Annotated in this window: 16 protein-coding genes; 4 read left to right on the forward strand and 12 right to left on the reverse strand. The window is 67.1% G+C overall.

Annotated features, from left to right (window positions below; genetic code table 11):
* Window positions 1-45: 45 nt before the first annotated feature.
* The 8 genes from GGR00_RS18590 to GGR00_RS18625 form a co-directional block, all read right to left on the reverse strand.
* Window positions 46-918 carry a DUF2189 domain-containing protein gene (locus tag GGR00_RS18590; RefSeq protein WP_055972100.1) on the reverse strand — a complete coding sequence of 291 codons (873 nt, stop codon included), beginning with the start codon at window positions 916-918 and terminating at the stop codon, window positions 46-48.
* A gap of 182 nt (window positions 919-1,100) precedes the next feature.
* The gene (locus GGR00_RS18595) at window positions 1,101-2,006 is read right to left on the reverse strand and encodes a carbohydrate kinase family protein (protein ID WP_184700348.1); all 906 of its coding nucleotides are present in this window, start codon (window positions 2,004-2,006) and stop codon (window positions 1,101-1,103) included.
* 65 nt (window positions 2,007-2,071) lie between these two features.
* Window positions 2,072-3,316, reverse strand: a complete 1,245-nt coding sequence (locus tag GGR00_RS18600) for a Gfo/Idh/MocA family protein (protein ID WP_184700349.1) — start codon at window positions 3,314-3,316, stop codon at window positions 2,072-2,074.
* A gap of 32 nt (window positions 3,317-3,348) precedes the next feature.
* Window positions 3,349-4,362, reverse strand: a complete 1,014-nt coding sequence (locus GGR00_RS18605; RefSeq protein WP_055972089.1) for a LacI family DNA-binding transcriptional regulator — start codon at window positions 4,360-4,362, stop codon at window positions 3,349-3,351.
* The gene (locus tag GGR00_RS18610) at window positions 4,359-5,354 is read right to left on the reverse strand and encodes an ABC transporter permease (protein ID WP_184700350.1); all 996 of its coding nucleotides are present in this window, start codon (window positions 5,352-5,354) and stop codon (window positions 4,359-4,361) included. The genes GGR00_RS18605 and GGR00_RS18610 overlap by 4 nt, the downstream gene beginning before the upstream one ends.
* On the reverse strand, window positions 5,351-6,343 hold the full coding sequence (locus tag GGR00_RS18615) for an ABC transporter permease subunit (RefSeq protein WP_184700351.1): 993 nt from the start codon (window positions 6,341-6,343) through the stop codon (window positions 5,351-5,353). Before GGR00_RS18615 ends, GGR00_RS18610 begins: the two co-directional genes overlap by 4 nt.
* Entirely contained in the window at window positions 6,340-7,839 is a 1,500-nt protein-coding gene (locus GGR00_RS18620) for a sugar ABC transporter ATP-binding protein (protein WP_184700352.1), read from the reverse strand. Before GGR00_RS18620 ends, GGR00_RS18615 begins: the two co-directional genes overlap by 4 nt.
* Before the next feature lie 79 nt (window positions 7,840-7,918).
* Entirely contained in the window at window positions 7,919-8,944 is a 1,026-nt protein-coding gene (locus GGR00_RS18625) for an ABC transporter substrate-binding protein (RefSeq protein WP_055972077.1), read from the reverse strand.
* A 539-nt stretch (window positions 8,945-9,483) separates the two neighbouring features.
* Here GGR00_RS18625 and GGR00_RS18630 point away from each other — a divergent pair.
* From GGR00_RS18630 to rpe, 3 genes are all read left to right on the forward strand, one after another.
* The gene (locus GGR00_RS18630; protein WP_246441477.1) at window positions 9,484-11,379 is read left to right on the forward strand and encodes an NHL repeat-containing protein; all 1,896 of its coding nucleotides are present in this window, start codon (window positions 9,484-9,486) and stop codon (window positions 11,377-11,379) included.
* A gap of 11 nt (window positions 11,380-11,390) precedes the next feature.
* Entirely contained in the window at window positions 11,391-14,540 is a 3,150-nt protein-coding gene (locus GGR00_RS18635) for a DUF7929 domain-containing protein (RefSeq protein ID WP_184700354.1), read from the forward strand.
* A 156-nt stretch (window positions 14,541-14,696) separates the two neighbouring features.
* Window positions 14,697-15,371, forward strand: coding sequence for a ribulose-phosphate 3-epimerase (gene rpe, locus GGR00_RS18640; protein WP_055972070.1), 675 nt, complete (start codon window positions 14,697-14,699; stop codon window positions 15,369-15,371).
* 210 nt (window positions 15,372-15,581) lie between these two features.
* On the opposite strand, the gene nagA is transcribed toward rpe, so the two are convergent.
* Genes nagA through GGR00_RS18660 form a run of 4 tightly spaced genes read right to left on the reverse strand, consistent with a single transcriptional unit; the run spans window position 15,582 to window position 19,423 of the window.
* The gene (gene nagA, locus GGR00_RS18645) at window positions 15,582-16,739 is read right to left on the reverse strand and encodes an N-acetylglucosamine-6-phosphate deacetylase (protein WP_055972067.1); all 1,158 of its coding nucleotides are present in this window, start codon (window positions 16,737-16,739) and stop codon (window positions 15,582-15,584) included.
* Window positions 16,736-17,746, reverse strand: a complete 1,011-nt coding sequence (locus tag GGR00_RS18650; protein ID WP_184700368.1) for an SIS domain-containing protein — start codon at window positions 17,744-17,746, stop codon at window positions 16,736-16,738. The genes nagA and GGR00_RS18650 overlap by 4 nt, the downstream gene beginning before the upstream one ends.
* Before the next feature lie 14 nt (window positions 17,747-17,760).
* Window positions 17,761-18,549 (reverse strand): GntR family transcriptional regulator, encoded by a 789-nt coding sequence (locus tag GGR00_RS18655; protein WP_184700355.1) that lies wholly within the window; start codon window positions 18,547-18,549, stop codon window positions 17,761-17,763.
* A complete protein-coding gene (locus tag GGR00_RS18660; RefSeq protein ID WP_184700356.1) occupies window positions 18,542-19,423 on the reverse strand; it encodes a BadF/BadG/BcrA/BcrD ATPase family protein in 882 nt (293 codons plus the stop codon). The genes GGR00_RS18655 and GGR00_RS18660 overlap by 8 nt, the downstream gene beginning before the upstream one ends.
* A 197-nt stretch (window positions 19,424-19,620) precedes the next feature.
* Here GGR00_RS18660 and GGR00_RS18665 point away from each other — a divergent pair, with 197 nt between their 5' ends.
* Window positions 19,621-20,535 (forward strand): N-acetylmuramic acid 6-phosphate etherase, encoded by a 915-nt coding sequence (locus GGR00_RS18665; RefSeq protein ID WP_184700357.1) that lies wholly within the window; start codon window positions 19,621-19,623, stop codon window positions 20,533-20,535.
* The last annotated feature ends 13 nt before the right edge of the window (window positions 20,536-20,548 follow it).

The raw sequence follows: 20,548 nt of genomic DNA on the forward strand, positions 1-20,548 counted from the left end.
GCGGGCGGGGCGCCCGCGAGGCTGGTGTGTTGCCTGGTTGCTCGGCTACCAGCGAAGCCAATATGGGAAGTGTCGATCGTCCCGTTCGGTGTTGGCAGGTGGCAGGGGCGTTTTCTTGTCGGCCGGCACGTCGACGACCTTGCGATAGAGGTGCCACGTCGCGTGGCCGAGGACCGGGATGACGACTGCGAGGCCCGCCAGGAACGGCAGCGACCCGATCAGCAGCGCGACCGCGACGATCAGGCCCCACAGCAGCATCGGCACCGGATTGCTCTGCACTGCCCGTACCGAGGTCTCGACCGCGGCATAGGCGCCGACATCGCAGTCGAGCAGCAGTGGAAAGGCGACGACGGTGGTGCAGAGCACCACCAGGGCAAACAGGAATCCGATCAGATTGCCGAGCACGATCAGCGTCCAGCCGCGCTGGGTGGTGAAGAGATCCTCGAAGAACGCTGCGGTCGACTGCGGGGCGTCCGCTCCGTAAAGCCATGCGTACAGCCCCTGCGCGACCAGGAGCCATGCGACGAACAGCACGAGCAGCATGATGCCGATCGCCACCATTGCAGGAATGGCCGGCGAAAGCCGGACGTCGAAGGCATGCCTCCAGGACGTGTCGAGGTTTTGCTCGCGCCTTCGGCTGATCTCGTACAGCCCGATTCCGGCGAAGGGCCCGAGCAAGGCGAAGCCCGACATCAGCGGGAAAATGAGCTGCAGGGCGTTGCCGCCCGATGTCCATGTGATCAGAAACACGCCGACGATCGGGTAGATCAGACACAGGAAAACGTAATGCGACGGCTTGTCCCAAAAATCGTCGAAGCCGCGGCGCAAGGCGTCGAACACGTCCGCGACCGTTATCCGGCGGATGGCGGGATGCTCGAGCGTATTGGTGGCGCCTGCGTACACATGGAAGCTTGCCATGACCACTCCTCCTTTGGGGTGGGTCGCGGCCCGGGTTCAGCATGAGTGGTCACACCAAAACCGCGACCTTCACCATGTCAAAATATAACGTGCTTCGAGCGATTTGACGACTCTGGTCGAACGGGTCCTGGGCCCGCGGTGGCCGTGCCCGTTGCGGCGCCCAGGCTCTTGCTGGCAGCGTGTCAGGCGCTGTAGCGCCGCGGGAAGGTCGAGATCGCACGGGCCGCCGTCTCGACGCCGCGCGCAAGGGCAGCACCGAGCGAGCCGCCCCTGGCAAGGGACGCGAGGAAGGCGGCATTGAACGTGTCGCCGGCGCCGACGGTGTCGATGACCTCGACCCTCGGCGATGGCGCATGAAAATGCGCGCCGCCGGCAAAGGCATGGGCACCCTGCGCGCCGTCCTTGACCACCAGCGTGTGCGCGGCGCCGATCTGGCTGACGAGCAAGGCGGTCGCGGCGTCGAGATCGTCGATGCCGGCCAGCCCCTTGGCCTCCTCGGCATTGATCAGCGAGATGTCGGCCGCAGCGATCCAGGCATTGACCTGCCGCTTGTTCGCCTCGGTCCAGCCGACCGGCGGCCAGCCGGGATCGATGGCGGTGCGCCAGCCCTTGGCCGACAGCGCCTCGAGCAGGGTCGTCGTGCCGGCCTCGATGCGCGGCATCAGGTGTCCGCCGGAGATCAGCGCCAGGGCATTGTCGCCCGGCGCCTGCGGCAGCCGCTCGATCAGGTCTTCGAGGCTGGCGCGCTGCAGGTGTCCCGGCGTGGTGAAGAACACCCGGTCGCCGCCCTTGTGGACGATGCCGACCGTCAGCGTCGTATCGCAGGGCTCGACGATCCATTCGCAGGAGGCGGCGTCGAACTGCCCGCTCAGCCACGCTCCGTTGGGGTCGTTGCCGACGGATGCGATCATCAGATGGTTTTCGCCCATGCCGGCGAGCGCAAGTGCCGTGTTGCCGGCGGAGCCGCCCGGACGCATCTCGGAGCGGTCGACGACCACTTCGGTGCCGACGGCGGGCCAGCCGTCGACCTCGCCGAGCACCAGGTCGACATTGACATTGCCGAGAACGAGCAGCGTCGGAACGGTCATAAGTCCTGCCTATGCAATGGCAGCGGCCGCCCCGATGGGAGCGGACGCCGCTATGTCAGTGTCGGTCACGCGCCGGTGCGCGCCACCACCGGCACATAGTCTTCGAGTTCGGGGGCAGGGAAGCTGACCGTTCCGTTGATCTCGGCAGAGCGATAGAGCCCCATCAGGATCTCGACCACCGCAAGCCCGTCGTCGAAGGTTTCGATCGGCTTCTCGCCCTTGCGGAAGCACTCCACCATGTGACGATTCTCGTCGGTATAGCCGTAGATGCCGGCTTCGTCTTCAAGAACCGGCATCAGGCCCTGCTCGGCGTTCTGCTTTTCGACCAGGTCCTCGCCTTCGGCGCCCTTGACCTCGCGCGACATGAACACCTTGAGGCCGGTGTTGAGCGAGTTGAACTCCATCGCATATTCCGGCCCGAGCAGTTCGAGCTGGATGCGCAGGCCGGCGCCGACATAGGCCCATGAGGTCGTCGCCTCGATCACCAGCTCGTTGCCGTCCTCGTCCTCGAGCAGGATCGTGCCGCGGGCGAAATCCTCGGACGGTCGGTTGCGGTAGTCGACTTCGGTGCCGAAGCGCTTCCGGAGCTGGTCGGCATAGTTGGGCCGCGTCCATTTGAGGTTGGCGACGGTGCCGCTGACCTGCTTGATGGTCAGCGACTTGCGCTCGGCACCTGGCTTGGTCAGCAGGTGCCGCGCCACCTCGACGCTGTGGCACATCATGTCGGAGAGCACGCCGCCGCCCTGCTTGTCGCCCTGCCAGAACCACGGCTCGTGCGGGCCGGAATGCTCTTCGGCGGCGCGCGCCAGGTAGGGCCGGCCGGTGGCCGACGCGGCACGGCGCCAGATGATGTCCTTGCCGCGGATGACCGGGGTGCAGAACACCTGGTTTTCGAGATAGCCGTGGTTGAGGCCGGCGTCTTCGGCGAGACGCAGCATTTCGCGCGCTTCGGCGATGGTGCGGGCGAGCGGCTTTTCGCAGGCGACGGCGATGACCTTGCTGCGGCCTGCCTTCACCTCGGCGTGCAGCGTGCGCATCACGTCGAGGCGGGTGTAGTTGGGCGAGAGGATCCAGATCGCGTCGACGTCGCCGGCATTGACCAGCGACTCCAGGCTGTCATGGCTGGTGCATTCGCCGAGGCCGAGTTCGGCGACGCGGGCGGCGAAGCGTGCGCGGTTTTCGGCCTTGCGGCTGAAGACGCCGGTGACGTCGACATTGCGCACGCCGAGCATGCCCCTGAGGTGGAATTCCGCGATGAAGCCGCTTCCGACGAAGCCGACGCGCAGCCGCTGTTTGGGCAATCCGGTCATGGTCGATCCCTCATTTTCCTGAATGTCTGATGTCATTTCGGCGCCGGCGCCGTGGTGCCGCGCACCTTCAGCGTCGTCGGCAGCATGGCCGGCTTGCGCGGCGTCAGCCCGCCGGCCAGCATGTCGAGCAGCATGTTCATGGCGGCGCGGCCGATCTCGGTGCGCGGCTGGCTGACGGTGGTCAGCGGCGGGTAGAAGGCCTCGCTCAGGAACAGATCGTCGAAGCCGACGACGGAGACGTCTCCCGGCACGTCGAGCCCGAGGCGGCGCAGTTCATGGATCACGCCGAAGGCCATTTCGTCGTTGGCGACGAAGATCGCCGTCGGCGGTTGCGGCAGCTCGAACAGCTCCCGGCAGAGCCGCTGGCCGGTGTGCAGCAGGTAGTCGCCGACCGGCTCGTAGCCGTCCGGGATGGCGAGCCCGGCGGCCTGCATGGCGGCGCGGTAGCCGTTGCGGCGGCTGACGCTCATGATCTCCGGCACCGGGCCCGAGACGTGGGCGATGCGCTTGTGGCCGAGCCCGATCAGGTGCTCGACGGCGTCTCGCGCGGCACCTTCGTTGTCGATCATGACATGGGGGAAGCCGGCGTCGCGGATCTCCTCCAGCGCCACCACGATGGGCGCGTCGGCGACCGAATCGACAAAGCCATCGCGCGCCGGCAGCTTGCCGGTCATCAGGATCATGCCGTCGGCATGGCCGTCGCGCAGCATGTCGAAATACTCGACCTCGCGGTCGGAGTCGTTTTCGGTGTTGCCCATCAGGACGGAATAGCCGGCGGCCCGGGCGGTGGCTTCGACGCCCTTCAGGATCTCGAGATAGAACGGGTTGCCGACGTCGCGGACCACCATCAGCACGGCCATGGCGCGTTGCGTGCGCAGGTTGCGCGCACTGACATTGGGCCGGTAGTTCATCTCGCGGGCGACCTCGCGGATGCGGCTGAGCGTCGGTTCGGCCACCAGCCCGCTGTCGGAGAGCGCGCGCGACACGGTGGCGGCGGAGACGCCGAGCCGTTCGGCGATGTCCTTGATCTTGGGCCGCTCGTTCATCCGCGCATCGCCCGCCCGCGTCCGTAGAACAGCATCAGCAGCAGCAGCGTGGCGCCGAACACCATCTGCCGGCCGGATTCGTCGATGTGGACCGTGGTCAGGATGCCCTGCAGGATGACCAGCAGAAGCGCGCCCGCCATGGTGCCGGTGTAGCCGCCCTTGCCGCCGGACAGTGGCGTGCCGCCGAAGACGACGGCGATGATGGAGGCCAGCATGTACTGCTCGCCGACATTGGCGAAAGACGAACCGGAATAGCCGAGCAGGCAGATGCCGGTGATGGCGGCGAACACGCCCGACAGCATGAACAGCGAGATGCGCATCGCCCGGACCGGCACGCCGGCCATGTAGGCGGCTTGCTCGTTGGAGCCGATGGCATAGATGCGGTGGCCGTAGACGGTGCGGGTCAGCATGAAGGCCATCAGCAGCCCGATCGCCACCCACAGCCAGATGATGCCGGGCAGGCCGAGCAGGAACGGTTGGGTGACGAAGCGCGACAGGCCGGGCGCGGCGAAGCCCGAGGGGATGCCGTTGCGGACGACCACCAAGAGGCCCTGCAGCACGCCGAGCATGCCGAGTGTCATCACCAGTGGCGGGATGCGCAGCAGCGTCACGCCCATGCCGTTGATCAGGCCGATGAAGGCGCCTGCCGCCATGCAGGCCAGCACCGCCGGCACGATGGCGCTGTCGGCGCCGTTCATGACGTTGCCGGCGATGATGGCCGAGAGCGAGATGACGCCGCCGACCGACAGGTCGATGCCCTCGCGGCCGCCGAGGATGACGAGGTTCTGGCCGGCGGCGACGATGCCGAGCAGGGCGGCGACGATCAGCAGGCGCAGGATCTGCTGGGCCGAGGCGAAGCCGGGCGACAGCACTTCGCCGAGGATCAGCAGCGCCGCGATCAGGATCAGCGCCACGACCAGCGGCTGCTTGAGGAAGGCCAACACGGGCGAGGGCGCCGCCGCCTTGGCCGGGGTCTGGGTCGTGGCGGTCATGCGCGTGCCCTCCGGCCGACGAGGACGCCGGCCATCAGCGCCACCAGGATGGCGAGGCCCTGGACCAGGTTCTGCCATTCGGACGGCGTGCCGACGAAGAACACCAGCGAGTTGATCAGGCCGATGATCAGCGCCCCGATGATCGAGCCGACGACGGTGCCGAAGCCGCCCGACAATGCGCTGCCGCCGAGCACCACCGCTGCCACCGAAAACAGGGTCATCTTGCCGCCGACCAGCGGGTCGCCGCTGGCCGTGTCGCCGGTGATGCAGAAGGCGGCGAGTGCCGCGAATAGGCCGCACAGCGCGTAGCCCTGGATGCGGATTTTCGTGACCGGCAGGCCGCTCTGGAAGGCCGCCTGCGCATCGTCGCCGACGGCGAGGAGCTGGGTGGCGAGGCGGGTGCGGGCGAGCACGTAGAGCACGATGGCCAGCACCACGACGGCGTAGAACACGAACGGGACCTCGAAGAAGCGGCCGCCATAGGTGCGCCAGAAGGCGGCGGGCGCCGGGGTGCCCGCGACCGGCATGACGTAGAGCGCCAGCCCGGTGAAGAAGATCGAGGTGGCGAAGGTGGCGACGATCGCCTGCAGCCGCAGTGCGGCCACCACGATGCCGTTGACGATGCCGCAGGCAAGCCCGGTGAGCAGGCCGACGCCGAGGGCCACGACAACCGAAAAGCCGCTGCCGCCCATCTTTTCCATCAGCACGACGATGACGACATTGACCAGCGAGACGATGGCCCCGACCGACAGGTCGATGTCGCCGGCATAGACGACATAGGTCTGGGCGATGGCGAGCATCATCAGCGCCAGATAGGTCTTGGTCAGGCCGGTGATGCCGATGAAGCTGACGCTGCGCGGCTGGTAGAGGCCGTTGAGCGCCAGCAGCACCAGCGCGATCAGCAGCGCCGGCAGGAACGGATGGCGTTCGACGAGGCGCTTGAGCCCGCCGCCCGGCTTTTGCGTGGAAAGGGTCGCGGTCGTCATCACGCGGCCTCGTAAGCTGCCTGGTAGAGATTGTAGCGCGTGCGGTCTGCGCCGGTGAGTTCGCGCCGCACCGACCCGCCGTTGAAGACGAGGATGCGGTCGGCATTGTTGAGCAGTTCGGCGTCTTCCGAGGAATAGAGCACGATGCCCATGCCCTCTTCGGCGAGCTTGCGGATCAGCGCAAACAGGTCCGCCTTGGCCGACAGGTCGATGCCCTTGGTCGGGTCGTCGAGCAACAGCACGTCGGGCCGGTCGATCAGCCAGCGGGCGATGACGATCTTCTGCTGGTTGCCGCCCGACAGCGAATTGATGGGATGGCTGAGCCCGCCGAACTTGGTGTGCAGCGCCTCGAGCGCCGGCTTCACCCGCGCCGCCAGCGCTGCCGGCCGGGCCAGCTTCAGCTTCTGCCGGAGATAGTGGATCGGCGTCGCGTTCTCGATGATCGGCCGCCCCTGGATGACGCCGTCGCGGCTGCGGTCGCCGGAGACATAGGCGAGGCCGCGCCGGATGGCGTTGCGCGGGTTGGAGGGCGCGAAGGCCGAGCCGCCGAGGGTGATCGTGCCGCCCGCCGCGGGATTGGCGCCGAAGATGGCGCGCAGCACCGCTGACTGGCCCTGGCCGTGCAGGCCGCCGAAGCCGAGGATCTCGCCCCGGGCGACCTCGAAGCTGACATTGGCAAAGCCCTTGCCGGAAAAATTCTCGGCCTTGAGCACGGCCGCCTTGCGGTCGGTCGCCGCTGCCGGCGGCGCGCTGGCGCCGGCGGCGAGCTCCTCCTGGCCGCCGACCATCAGCCGGATCACGGCTGCCGGGTTGGTGTCGGCGATGTTTTCGGTGCCCACCGTCTCGCCGTCGCGGATGACGGTGACGCGGTCGCCGATGGCGAAGATCTCGTCCATGCGGTGCGAGATGAAGATGATGCTGCGGCCCCCAGCCTTCAGGTCGCGCAGGATTTCGAAGAAGCGGTCGACCTGGGCCCGGTCGAGCGCCGAGGTCGGTTCGTCGAAGATGGTGATTGGCGCTTCGGTCGCCAGTGCCTTCATGATCTCGACCAGCTGGCGCTGGTCGGCGCGCAGGTTTTCCACCACCGCTTCCGCCGAAAAGCCTTCGCCGGCGACCGTGTCGAACAGCGCGATATAGCGTGCGGCGCGGGTCTCCAGCGCCTTGCGGTCGACGAAGATGCCGCCCGGCATGTCGGGCAGGCAGATGTTTTCCGCCACCGTCCTGTGCCCGGCCAGGCTGAGCTCCTGGTAGAAGATGCCGATGCCATGCTCGCGCGCCGCATGCGGGCCGGTGATGGTCACCGGCTTGCCGTCGATCAGGATCTCGCCGCCGTCGGGCCGCACGCTGCCGGCCAGCACCTTGCACAGCGTGCTCTTGCCCGAGCCGTTGGAGCCGATCAGCACATGCACTTCGCCGGCCTCGACCGTCAGGTCGCCGCGGCGCAAGGCCAGGGTGGCGCCGTAAGCCTTGCTTACGCCGCGCATGATGAGTTTCGACATGGTGGTGGCTTTCCGGTGCTTCGTCGGTCGGGGGACGCGCGGTTTTTCCAGGCGCGCGTCCCCACTGGTGGGATGAAGCTTACTTGAACAGCGCCTCGGCGTCAGCGATCGAAAGCTGGCTGGTGTAGGAGAAGTAGCCCGGCTTGCCGTCGAGCTCCTTGGCGACCTGCTCGACGTTCTTGCTGTCGATGAAGGGGATCGGCAGGTACATGGCGTTCTTGTACTGGCCAGCCGTTGCCGGCTCCTTCAGTTCCTTGCCTTCAAGCATCAGCACGGCGACGTTGAGCGCCGAAGCCATGACGCCGGGAGGGTTGACCGAAGCGCCCGAGTTCAGCTTGTCCTTGACCCACAGGTCGATGAAGTCCTTGCGGATCTCGCCGGTGGCGGCGATCGACGACTGCTTGTTGGCGTCGATGATCGACTTCCAGGCACCCGCCGCCATGCCGTCCTGCACCCAGACGCCGTTGATGTCGGGGTTGGTGGCGAGCAGGTTCTGCATGGCCTGCTGGCCCTGCGCCTGGTCCCAGTTGGCGTTCACTTCGTTGACGATCTTGATGTCGGGATACTGGCCGAACACTTCCTTGTAGCCGGCGACTCGCATCTCGTTGGCGGGATGGCCGGCGACGCCGTTGATGGCGACGACGTTGCCCTTGCCGCCGAGCGTTTCGGCGAGCCACTTGGCGCCTGCCGCGCCCCATGCCTTCTGGTCGATGCCGACATAGGTGGCGTCGGGCGACGACACTTCGGCGTCGGTCGAGATCACCAGGATGCCGGCTTCCTTGGCCTGGGCAAACACCGGATCGAACGCCGTCGGGCTGTTCGGGTTGATGATGATGGCGTTGACGCCTTCGCTGATGAAGTTACGGACGTGTGCGATCTGGCCGGGCACGTCGACATTGGCGCTCTGCACCACGACCTCGACATTGACGCCCTTTTCCTTCCAGGCCGCAGCCGCTGCCTGTGCCTGTTCGATCATCTGGGTCCGCCACTCCGAGCCGACCCAGCCATTGGACAGGCCGATCTTGTAGTCGGCCGCCTGGGTCGAGAACGCCGACACGGCCAGTGCCGCGACGGTGGTGAGCGCCAGTGCTGCAAATTTCTTCATGAATTCCTCCCGGTGCAAAAACTGCTGCAGCAGATGATAGCCAGAAAATGTAATCGATTTCAATCGCCATTTTTCAAGGGTTTGCGGAGCATTCGTTTGCCTCAAAATGAGGTCTCCGCGGCAGGCTTTCAGGGTGAACCTTTCCGGGCGTCGGCGCGACCAAAGTCCAGACGCCGCGTGGTGCGGTGTCACGAAAGGAAAACCCAATGACCACAGACACCAGGTGTTGCGGGTCACCGCGGGCACCCGGAGCACGGCGCGACCACCGCCTCAGGGAGAGGGTGGACGCGCTGGGCTTCGGGCTTGTTCCATTGACCCTGGGTAAGCCCCGGCGTATCGTCGCGCCGAGGGACAATAGCAGGACTGCAAGGGAGGAAAGTGCCGGGTATCAGCGCTTCGCTCTCGCATGCGCTCCAGCACCTTCTTCCACACAACTCGGGAGAGGTGTCATGCCGTGCTTTCGTGGTGGTTCCGGCGCGCCTGCGCGTCCATCAGAACCGTCTGGCACCCGCCTGAGAGCACTCGCGCTGAACGCCGGCATGACGGCGCTGGCGCTTGCCGCCAATCTCTGGCTGGTGCCGCCGGCCGGCGCCCAGGAAACCCGGATCATCAACCCCGGATCGATGGCGGTTACCGGCTTTTCAGGCACCGTCATTCCCGGCTTCGAGGAAGGGCTGCCGCCCGGCGTCGACCCTGTCGACGAAACCTTCATCGACACCGAGCGCGCGACCTTGCGCGTTTTCGACGTTTCGGCCCTCGGCGGACCGCCGACCGGCCAGATCGTCAACACGCCGCAGCCTTTCGAGGTTCTGGCCGGCCAGATCGGCCAGGTATTTGCGCTGACCTATGACGACGGCGTCCGCGACGGCACCCTGTCCGGCGTGCCCGACCTCTATGCGGGCGCGACCTCGCTGCACGGCATCCGCATCGTCACGCCCGATGCCGACGACGACGGGCGTCCCGAGCGCCAGCGCCGCGGCATCGCCGGCGCCACCTTCATGGCCGGCCAGTTCGGCGAGGAGAATGGCGGCGGACCCGGCACCATCTGGCGCATCGATGGCATGTCGGGCGCCGTCAGCAAATTCGCCGACATCGGCACCAACAGCGGACCCGGCATCGGCGACGTCGCCTTCGACAAGGTCCATCGCCAGTTCTTCGCCTCCGACCTCGACACCGGCCTGATCCACCGCATCGATGCCTCGGGCGCCGTGCTCGACAGCTTCGACCACGGCGTCACGGGTCGCCCTGTCCGCGGGCTGGCGCCGACGGCCGACGACGGCGCGGTGATGGACATCGCCGGTGCCGCCTTCGACAGCGAGGACCCCGGCACCTGGGGCTACACCCAGGACGAACGCCGTGTCTGGGGCATAGCCTTCCACGGCGGCCGTGTCTACTACGCGGTCGGCGACAAGGCCGAGATCTGGTCGGTCGGCATCGCCCGCGACGGCAAGTTCGCCGGCGACCCGCGCTGGGAGCTGACGGTCGAGGCCGAGGAAGACCTGCCGGTCACCGACATCGCCTTCGACAGCAGGGGTTTCATGTATCTGGCCCAGCGCGGCGACATCGAGAACCGTTACGACTACAGCCAGTTTGCCGATACGGGCGATGGCGAGGTCATCCGCTACTGGCGCGAAAGCCCCGACGATCCGGCCACCGAAAGCATCTGGGTGCCGGCGCCGCAGGAATATGCCGTCGGCTTCCCGGAAGGCAATCGCCAGTCGGCCGGCGGCATCGACCTGCAATATGGCTATGACGCGCAGGGCTTCATCAACCCCAACGCCTGCACCGACACCATCGTCAAGACTGGCGACAAGCTGCGCGACAATCCGGCCCTGGCCGACCAGCTTGCCGCTGGCGGTCCGCTCGCCGTCCACGGCGTGCAGATCACCTCAGCCGCGCTTGTGAAGCCGGCCAACGTTCCGCCTTTTGGCTCGTGGTTCGCCGATTTCGACAGCTTCTTCGAGGATCCCGAGGTCGAGGGCCAAGTCGGCGACGTCGAGGTCTGGCGTCCGTGCGAGGGCCGCGCCGGCTATTACGAGCAGATCCCCTATCCGGGCGACTATCCGACGCCGCTGTGGCCGCCGGCCTTCCCGCCGCCCGGCAACATCCCGCCCTGCCTCGACCTCGAGGCGGTCGAGTATTTCTGTACCCCGGCCGGGCTCGAGGCCGATCTTTATGTCCGTGACGTTGCAGGCATCGGCGGCGATTCCGTCAAGGCCGATTCCAGGACGCCGGGCGTTGGCATCACACCGCTGCAGCAGAGCAAGCCGGCAGGCGCGCCGTTCACCATCGGGGTGACCGGCCACTTCCCCGGTGACACCGTCAATGTCGGCCTGTGCTTCTACAAGCAGTCCGACGCCGACAAGGGCGGCTACTACCCTTGCTGCAAGGTGGTGGTGCCGCTCGAAACGCCCGCCGCAAGCTGCGAACCGTGAGGGAGGGAGAGATGAACATCCACGCTCCCGTCCCGCGCCACAGCAAGGCAACCGTCATGGAGACGATCATGAAACCCCTGTCATTTGCCAGGCGCGGCGCGCGCTGGCTGGTGGCGGCAGGGATCGCGCTCGCCGCCATGCCCCTGTCGCCGGCAGCCGCCCAGCCGTTGCCCGAAATCGTGCCCGAACTGAGGCTCGACCGCGTCCTGCCGCATCCCGGACATGACGACGTCGTGCCGTTCTTCACCAAGAAGGGTGTCCAGCGCAATTGCGACTATGTCGTCTACAATCTGCGCTTCGGTGCCCGTGGCAATCCGGAAAAGTTCTTCGATCCGGCCTTCGCCAACGGCCTCAAGACCTTACGGATGGATTTCCGCGACCAGGTTGCCGCCGGCCTGACCATCGTCAACGTCCAGGCTTCCGGCGACGGCACCGATGCCGTCGGCGGTCCGCTGCCGGCAGCCGCCATCGGCACGACGACCAACCCCAACGACACGGCGACCATTGCCGATTTCCGTCTGTCGGCGACCGATCTCGATGGGGTTGGCGCACCCAACGAACGCTACATCGACATGCGCATCACCGCCCTGATCGACCACGCCGCCTTCCCGGCGCCCGCGGTCATAGACAACCAGGGCTTCGTCAAGCTGTCGGCCGGCCCCGGCTCGATCGAGATCCCCTCGCACGATCCGGCCAAGCCCGACGACGGCGATTTCCGCACCGGCGAGAAGACCCAGATCCGCATCGACGTCACCGACTGCGAGCCGCCTCCGCCGCCTCAGGGCGACAAGGAGGCATGCTTCAAGGTCGAGACCGGCGATGTCGACTGCGTGCCCGGTGGCGGCGCCTACATCTACAACATGCCTGTCGGACCCGAGATGGCCGGCCGCTGGGTGCAACTGCGCACCACCACGCCCGGCATCACCATCGATCCGCAGATGCAACTCGTCCCGCCCGGCGGCGGCGTGCTGCACTGGGAGATCGAGGGCGCGGGCCCGGGCGATGCCGTGCATCTGATCGTCACCGGCATCGAGACCTATGCCGGCCCGGAAGAAGGCGTCGGCCTGTGCTGCACCCAGACGGTCGACATCGTCATTCCGCCCGATCTCAGGTGCCCGCCCGAGAAACAGCCCGACATCAAGGTCGAGAAGCGCGCCGACGTCGCCCGCTGCACGGTGCTTGGCGGCTGCAACTTCACCATCCGCGTCACCAATGTCGGCGACGGCCCCTACAACGGCAAGATCGTGCTCGACGAGGTGACCTTGCCCGGCAACGCGACGATCGATTCCGGGCCCAACGCGCCCTGGACCTGCCTGCCGGCAACCAGCCCGATGAGCTGTGAGTATCCCGCGACAACGCTCGATCCCGGCGAGTCGGTCGATCTCAAGATCGGCTTCAAGCCCGGGCCCGGCTGGGAGGCACGCTTCATCCGCAACTGCGCCGAATACGACTACACGGCGAGCGGTAAGCCCGAGGTGTTCGGCCGCACCGACAACGACAAGGCCTGCGCCACCATCCCGATCTGCAGGCGCGGCGATCCCGATTGCCGTCCGCCGGTGGAAAAGAAGGTCGACCTGCGCATCACCAAGGACCCGCGTTCGGTTTCCTGCAGCGCCGACGGCGTCTGCAGCTTCCTGATCCGCGTCTACAACAACGGCACGGAAAACTATGTCGGCCCGCTGACCGTGATCGACGACTATCCCACGGGAGCACCGGCGTCCTCGACCTTCGGCCCGACCCCGCCCTGGGCCTGTGGTCCTGCCGGTCCCGGCCAGTTCCGCTGCGACCATCCCGGCGTGGCACTCGTGCCGGGTGCCTCGGTACCGCTTTCCGTGGTCGCCATCGTGCCGGCGGACTACCAGTCCGACACGATCCGCAACTGCGGCGAGGTGGGGGCGATCCCGGGTGAGAACGTGCTCACCAACAACAAGGCCTGCGCCACGATGCGCATCCCGCATCCGGGGCGTCCGCGGCTGACGGTTGCCAAGACCGGCGACCGGCAGTGCGAGGCCGGCCAGCCCTGCACCTTCGAGATCACCATCACCAACAGCGGGACCGGCCCCTTCAACGGCTCGGTCCGAATTGGCGACGCCATCGGGGTGGATGGGCTCGGCCGGCTGGACGGCGTTGCGATCAGCTCGATCGAACCGCCCTTCGGCTGCACTCCCGAGCCGGCGACGCTGCCGCTGTCCTGCGTCACCAACATCAGCCTCGGCGCCGGCGAAAGCCGCGTGCACAAGGTGACGGTGGTGATCCCGGACGATGGCCGCCTCGCCAATCTCCCGAAGCCCGCACCGGCCCAGAACTGCGTCGCCGTGCTTCCGCCCGACACGCCGGTTCGCGGGCTTGACCTGGCCGGCGGAACGGCGGTTCCGGGCGGCCTTGGCGGCAGTCCCTATGCCTGCCACCGCTTCCTGATCGACCACGAGGACAAGCCGCAATGCTCGGAAGGCCTGGTGCTGAATCAGGCAGGGCGCTGCGTCTGCCCCGAAGGCACGACGTTCCGCAACGGCCAGTGCGTGGCCGATAGCGGCACGGTGACGCCGGTTCCGCCGGTCAAGCCGCAATGCCGCCTGCTGCCGGGGCAGGTCCGCACCGAGGACGGGCGCTGCATCTGCCCGCGCGGCACGGAACTGTCGAACGGCAAGTGCGTGCGGCCGGAACAGCCGCCGGTGCGTCAGTGCAAGCTGCTTCCGGGGCAGATCAGGACGCAGGACGGACGCTGCATCTGTCCGCGTGGCACCGAGCTGAGGAACGGCCGCTGCGTCAAGGACCAGCCGCCGGTGCGCCAGTGCAAGCTGCTGCCCGGCCAGATCCGGACCCAGGACGGGCGTTGCATCTGCCCGCGCGGGACGCAGCTGGTCCGCGGCGCATGCCGCAAGGCGCAGGTCGAGTGCCCGGCAGGGACCAACCTCGTCCGCGGCCGCTGCGTGCCCGACCGCCAGGACACCGTCTGCCGTCGTGGCGAGGTGCTGGTCAACGGCCAGTGCATGACCATCGAGCGTGAATGCCCGCGCGGCACGGTCGGGCAGTATCCGAACTGCCGCCCGCGCCAGCGTCCGACGTTCGAGATCATGCCGATCAACCCGGATGTGTTCCGTGGCCTGATCCCGCAGAGGCAGCCTCAGCGGCCAAGCAACAACAACATCATTCCGCAGTGATCGGAGCGAACGCGATGGAACCCCGCCGGCCTCGCCGGCGGGGTTCTGCTTTTTCAGGATAAGCGGCGATGTGACGGAATTCTCGGCTCGACAAGGGCGGCGGCTGATATTAGGCAGTCCGGAAAACCGGCTCTGCCCCTTTCGAAAGGCCTGAACGTGAGCAACAAGACCCTGATCGCGCCGTCGGTGCTGTCGTCCGACTTCTCCAAGCTCGGCGACGAGGTCGAGGCCATCGTCGCCGCCGGCGCCGACTGGATCCATCTCGACGTCATGGACGGCCATTTCGTCCCCAACATCACCTTCGGCCCGCCCGTCATCAAGGCGATCCGCGACCGCACCGACAAGGTGTTCGATTGCCACCTGATGATCCAGCCTGCCGATCCGTATCTGGCGGCCTTTGCGGACGCCGGCTGTGACATCATCACCGTGCATGCCGAGGCCGGCCCGCATCTCGACCGCTCGTTGCAGACGATCCGCAATCTCGGCAAGAAGGCCGGCGTGTCGCTCAACCCGTCGACGCCGGAATCGGTGATCGAATACGTGCTCGACCGGCTCGACCTGGTGCTGCTGATGACGGTCAACCCGGGCTTCGGCGGCCAGGCCTTCATCCCGGCCGTCATCGACAAGGTCAAGCGCGTCAAGGCGATGATCGGCAACCGCCCGATCGACATCGAGATCGACGGTGGCGTGACCCCCGAGACCGCGCCGCTGGTCACCGCGGCAGGTGCCAATGTGCTGGTCGCCGGCAACGCCGTGTTCAAGGGCGGGCCGTCGGCCTATGCCGCGAACATCGAGGCGATCCGGGTTGCCGCGGACAAGGCTGCGATCTAGAGAATTTGCCCCTCACCCTTACCCTCTCCCCGTGAAGAACGGGGAGAGGGGGCGTCAACGTAGCCGCTTGTCCCTTCTCCCCGTCATTACGGGGAGAAGGTGCCGGCAGGCGGATGAGGGGCGGCTCCAACGCTGGATCAGGTCGGCTTCCTCGCCCCCACCCGGTGGGGAGAGGTGGCACGGCGAAGGGGCTTCTCCCCACTCCCTGTCTTAAGCCGAGAACACCTTGTTGCCGTCGATCCAGGTGCCCGACACGTCGAGGGCGTCTGTCAGTTGCACGGCGTTGGCGGCAAAACCCCTCGCGAGCCGTCCCAGGCGCTTGTCCTGACCGACGGCCTCGGCCGGATAGAGCGAGGCCATGCGGATCGCCTCGCCGAGGTCGTAGCCGATCTTTTCGTGCATGAAGCGGATGGCCGAGATCATGTCGAGGTCGGCGCCGGCAAGCGTGCCGTCCTCCAGCGTCAGGCGGCCGTTCTCGCGCTTGATGGTGCGGCCGTTGAGCGTGAACGATTTGAGGTCGGTGCCGATGGTCGCCATCGCGTCGGTGACCAGGAAGATGCGCGCCGGGCCGTTCTTGGCCCTGAGCGCGATGGCCATCGCTGCCGGGTCGACGTGGACGCCGTCGGCGATCAGCCCGGCCGAGAAGGTGGAAATGTCGACCGCGGCGCCGACGAGCCCGGGCTCGCGATTGCCGATCTGGCTCATCGCGTTGAACAGGTGCGTCGCCATGGTGGCGCCTGCCTCGGCATATTGCTTGGCCGTACGGTAGCTGGTGTCGGTGTGGCCGAGGCTGACGACGACGCCGGCAGCGGCCAGCGTCTTGACCTGCTCTGCCGTCACCGATTCCGGCGCCACGGTAGTCAGCAGCACCGGCATCGTCTTGCGCGCGGCGATCAATGCGGCCTCGTCGTCGCCGTCCATCGGGCGGATCAGCCTGGGATCGTGCGCGCCCTTGCGGCTGAGCGACAGATGCGGGCCCTCGAGGTGCAGGCCGAGAAAGCCGGGCATCTTGCGCGCCACGGCCTCCGCACCCGCCGCGATGGTGGCCCGGGTGATCTCGCGGGTGTCGGTGATCAGCGTCGGCAGCACCGCCGTCGTGCCGAACGGCATCTGCGCCTTGCAGATCGTCGCCAGCGTCTCGGCGTCGGGCTTGTCGTTGAGCATCAGCCCGCCGCCGCCATTGACCTGCAGGTCGATGAAGCCGGGCACGAGCATGGCGCCGCCTTCCGTCACCGCAATGCCGGCCGGCACGGCATCGCGCCGGACGACGCCCTCGACCAGCCCGTCGGCGACGACGAGCGCGGCGTCGTCATGCCACGCCTCGCCGTCGAAGATGCGGGCAGCCGCTATCGCAAAGCGATCGCTCATATCGTTTCGGTCACTTTCCTGAGATTGGGCGGGCTGTCGGGGTCGAGCCCGCGGTGGCGGGCAAAGGCCTCGACGAAGCCGTAGAACGAGGCGATCAACATCAGCGGGTCGGTCAGAGGGTGGCCGGTGGCGACATGCGGCAGGACCTTGGCCTTCTTCGCCATCGACGAGGTGATGTGGATCGCGGCGCCGCGTCCGGCGAGCCCGTCGGCGGCTTCCGCGATCGAAGGCTCCGAGGCGTCGCGGGCGGCGAGTGCCAGCACCGGGAAGCCGGGCCGCACCAGCGCCAGCGGGCCGTGCATGACTTCAGCCGCGCTGTAGGACTCGGCATGCATGGCGCAGGTTTCCTTGAACTTCAGCGCCGCCTCGTTGGCGATGGCGAAGGAGGGGCCGCGGCCGAGGATGAACAGCGAGTTGCCGTCGGTCAGGTCTCCGGCAATGTCCATCCAGTCGCAGTCGACCGCCTTGGCGAAATGCTCGGGCAGGGCCTCGAGCGCCGCGAGCAGCTTGTCGTCGCCGGTCCAGTTGGCGAGCACGGCGAGGCCTGCCACTGCCGAATTGACGAAGGTCTTGGTCGCCGCGACACTCTTCTCGACGCCTGCCTGGATGTCGATGGCGTGGTCGGATGCGGCTGCCAGCGGCGAGCCGGCGGTGTTGGTCAGCGCGATGGTCAGCGCGCCGCCGGCGCGGGCGCCTTCCGCCATGGCGACGATGTCGGGGCTCTTGCCCGACTGCGAGATGGCAAGGCAGGCCGAGTCGGCGAGCTTGAGCCTGGCGCCGTAGATCGACGAGATCGACGGGCCGATGGACGCGACCGGAAGGCCGGTGTTGAGCTCGATGGCATATTTGAGGAACGACGCCGCATGGTCGGACGAGCCGCGCGCCACCGTGGTGACGAAGCGCGGTGCCGCGCGCTTGAGATGCGCGCCGGTCTCGGCCAGTTCCGTCGCCGAACCTTCGAGCAGGCGGGCTGTCGCCTCGGGGATTTCGGCGATTTCGCGCCGCATGTGCGTTGTCGCGTTCAAGCGATGTCTCCTTCTTGCCCATCCGGGCCGGGTAGCCTTAGTTCGGCGACGAAATCATAGGCGTCGCCACGATAGATCGACTTGGTGAACTCGATCACCTTGCCGCTGGCAAGGTATGAGATGCGCTCGATCTGCAGGCAGGCCGAGCCTTCCGGAACGACCAAGAGCTTGGCCTCGGCGCCGCCGAGATTGACCGCCGAGATGCGCTGCACAGCGCGCACCGGCCGGTGGCCGGTCTTGCCCAATGCCATATAGAGCGAGGACGTGACTTCGCGAGGGTCGGGCAGCACCGAAGCCGAGATTGCCGCGCGTTCGATCGCCAGCGGTGTCTCGTCCGCGATGCGCAGGCGGCTCAGCCGCGACACGAGCTCGCTCGCCGACAGGCCCAGCACCATCATCTCGTCGGGAGAGGGCGGATAGACACCGCGTTCCAGCCATTGCGAGCGTGCCGCCATGCCGCGTCGGGCCATGTCTTCGGTGAACGAGGTCAGCCGCGACAGCGACTGCTCGACCCGCTCCATGCGCGGCGCAACGAAGGTGCCTGAGCCATGGCGCTGCACCAGCACGCCGGACTTGACCAGGTCCTGCACCGCCTTGCGCACGGTGACGCGGGAAATGTCGGCCTGGGCCGCGATGTCGCGTTCCGAGGGCAGGGCGTCTCCAGGGCCGATCAGCCCGCGCCTGACGGCATCCTCGATGTTCTTCTTGAGCTGCAGGTAGAGCGGCGCGCCGCTCTGGCTGACGTCGCGCAGGGCCGCGAAAATCCGCTCGGCGGCATCATCCATGGCCGCCTCCCGTCTTGCCGAATACCCTGACCGCCATGGCCACCGCGCCGCCGAGGGCGTCCTGCAGCGGCGGATGCATGATCGCCCGGTAGCGCCGCGACAGCAGCGGCGCATAGAGACCGGCGAGCCCGCCGAGCAGGCACAGCCGCTCGGTCGGCGACAGGTCGAAGACGGCGAGCGTTTCCTCGACGTCGGCGACGGCGCGCTCGACCAGCTTCTGGCCGGCAGCGTCTCCTTTCGCGGCGTGCTCGAAGACCATCGGCGCAAATGCGCCGTAGTCGGCGGGCTTGGCTGTCGTGGTGAATTCGACGATCTCGCTGGGGTCGTTGTTGAAGCGCTCGAGAATGATGCCGGTCAGGGGCGAGCCGGCATGGATCTTGTCATGCACCAGCAGGGTTTCCTGCAGCAGGTCGCGGCCGATGCGCGCGCCGCTGCCGAGGTCGCCGATCTGGAAGCCCCAGCCGCCGAGCGGGCGGAACTGTCCCTTCTGGCGTCCCAGGTAGACGGTTCCGGTGCCAAGCGCCGCGATGGCGCCGTCATGGTCGCCGAGCGCGCCTTCGAGCGAGATCAGCGAGTCGTTTTCGATGCGGCTGTTCCGGAACGGCAGCATGGCTTCGAGCCGCTGCTTGTAGTCGCCGACATTGGCGCCGGCGAGGCCAAGCACGGCATCGGCCGTGCCGATCAGATCGGGATCGCGGCCGGCATCGGCAAATGCCAGGCGGGCGGCGTCGACGATGTTGGCGCAGGCGCCTGCGAGGTCGGTGCGGATATTGGCGGGTCCGCCCCGCCCGCGACCCAGAATGTCGCCAGTCGCGGTGGCCAGTGCGGCCCGGCAACCGGTGCCGCCACCATCTATCCCGAGCACAAGATCCACGGCGTTTTCTCCTCGGGTTTGATAATACCAATAAAATACCAATAGCCAAGTGTTAAATTCCGCCTTCCGGCCGGGCCGTCGTTTTCTATTGAATTTTATAGGATTTTCGTTCTGCCTTGCATTGCAGCAAAGGAAATTGTTAACGCCGCTGGACAAGTGGTATTTTTTTGGTATTGTCGGTGAAAGGGAGAGACAGAATGGCGCCAACGCGTACCGAAGCGGTGCATAAAGATGCCCGGGGCATAGATGTCCAGGCACCTGAATCCGTTCTTCGCCTGCTTGCCGCAGCACAGGTCGAGGCCGCCGCTGCCGTACATGCCGCCATCCCCGCAATTGCCGAAGCCGCCGCCAGGATCGCCGACAGCCTCGCGTCCGGCGGGCGCCTCGTTTATGCCGCTGCCGGCAGTTCAGGCCTGATGGCGCTGGCCGACGCGCTCGAACTTCCCGGAACCTACGGCATCCCGCGCGACCGCGTCGTCATCCTGCTTGCCGGCGGCACCGACAGCCTGGTCAATCTCGCCGGTGCGCCGGAAGACGATGCCGGGCAGGCCGTGAGGGAGGTCGCGTCCGCCGGGCTGAATGCCGGCGATTGCCTGATCGCCGTCTCGGCCAGCGGTTCGACGCCCTTTGCCATCGGCGCGCTCGAAGAAGCCCGGCGCCGCGGTGCCGCGACCGTTGCGGTCGCCAACAATGCCGGCGCGCCGATGTTCGACATAGCCGACATCTCGGTCCTGCTGGCCACGCCGCCGGAAGTCATCGCCGGCTCGACCCGCATGGGCGCGGGCACGGCGCAGAAGATCGCGCTCAACATGATGTCGACGCTCGTCGCCATCCATCTCGGTCATGTCCATGACGGCTACATGGTCAATCTCCATGCCGACAACATCAAGCTGCACGAGCGCGCCGCGCGCATCGTCTCCGCGATTGCCGGCTGCGACATGCCAACCGCCAAGACCCTGCTCGAAGAGAGCGGCGGCTCGGTCAAGGTGGCGATCCTTTTGGCCTCGGGCGCGGCAAGCCCGGAGGCGGCAAACCAACTTCTGGATGGGGCGGACCAGAAACTGAGGTCCGCTCTGTCGAAGCTCGAGGGGAGCAGAGGCTCTCATCAGTAGAGGCCCGAGAGAA

Source organism: Aminobacter aganoensis (assembly GCF_014206975.1).
Lineage (GTDB): Bacteria > Pseudomonadota > Alphaproteobacteria > Rhizobiales > Rhizobiaceae > Aminobacter > Aminobacter aganoensis.

Excerpts from the sequence above, each read along its gene's own strand:
- GGR00_RS18590 (WP_055972100.1), bottom strand. The coding sequence starts at position 918 with ATGGCAAGCTTCCATGTGTACGCAGGCGCCACCAATACGCTCGAGCAT.
- GGR00_RS18595 (WP_184700348.1), bottom strand. The coding sequence starts at position 2,006 with ATGACCGTTCCGACGCTGCTCGTTCTCGGCAATGTCAATGTCGACCTG.
- GGR00_RS18600 (WP_184700349.1), bottom strand. The coding sequence starts at position 3,316 with ATGACCGGATTGCCCAAACAGCGGCTGCGCGTCGGCTTCGTCGGAAGC.
- GGR00_RS18605 (WP_055972089.1), bottom strand. The coding sequence starts at position 4,362 with ATGAACGAGCGGCCCAAGATCAAGGACATCGCCGAACGGCTCGGCGTC.
- GGR00_RS18610 (WP_184700350.1), bottom strand. The coding sequence starts at position 5,354 with ATGACCGCCACGACCCAGACCCCGGCCAAGGCGGCGGCGCCCTCGCCC.
- GGR00_RS18620 (WP_184700352.1), bottom strand. The coding sequence starts at position 7,839 with ATGTCGAAACTCATCATGCGCGGCGTAAGCAAGGCTTACGGCGCCACC.
- GGR00_RS18625 (WP_055972077.1), bottom strand. The coding sequence starts at position 8,944 with ATGAAGAAATTTGCAGCACTGGCGCTCACCACCGTCGCGGCACTGGCC.
- GGR00_RS18630 (WP_246441477.1), top strand. The coding sequence starts at position 9,484 with ATGACGGCGCTGGCGCTTGCCGCCAATCTCTGGCTGGTGCCGCCGGCC.
- GGR00_RS18635 (WP_184700354.1), top strand. The coding sequence starts at position 11,391 with ATGAACATCCACGCTCCCGTCCCGCGCCACAGCAAGGCAACCGTCATG.
- nagA (WP_055972067.1), bottom strand. The coding sequence starts at position 16,739 with ATGAGCGATCGCTTTGCGATAGCGGCTGCCCGCATCTTCGACGGCGAG.
- GGR00_RS18650 (WP_184700368.1), bottom strand. The coding sequence starts at position 17,746 with ATGCGGCGCGAAATCGCCGAAATCCCCGAGGCGACAGCCCGCCTGCTC.
- GGR00_RS18655 (WP_184700355.1), bottom strand. The coding sequence starts at position 18,549 with ATGGATGATGCCGCCGAGCGGATTTTCGCGGCCCTGCGCGACGTCAGC.
- GGR00_RS18665 (WP_184700357.1), top strand. The coding sequence starts at position 19,621 with ATGGCGCCAACGCGTACCGAAGCGGTGCATAAAGATGCCCGGGGCATA.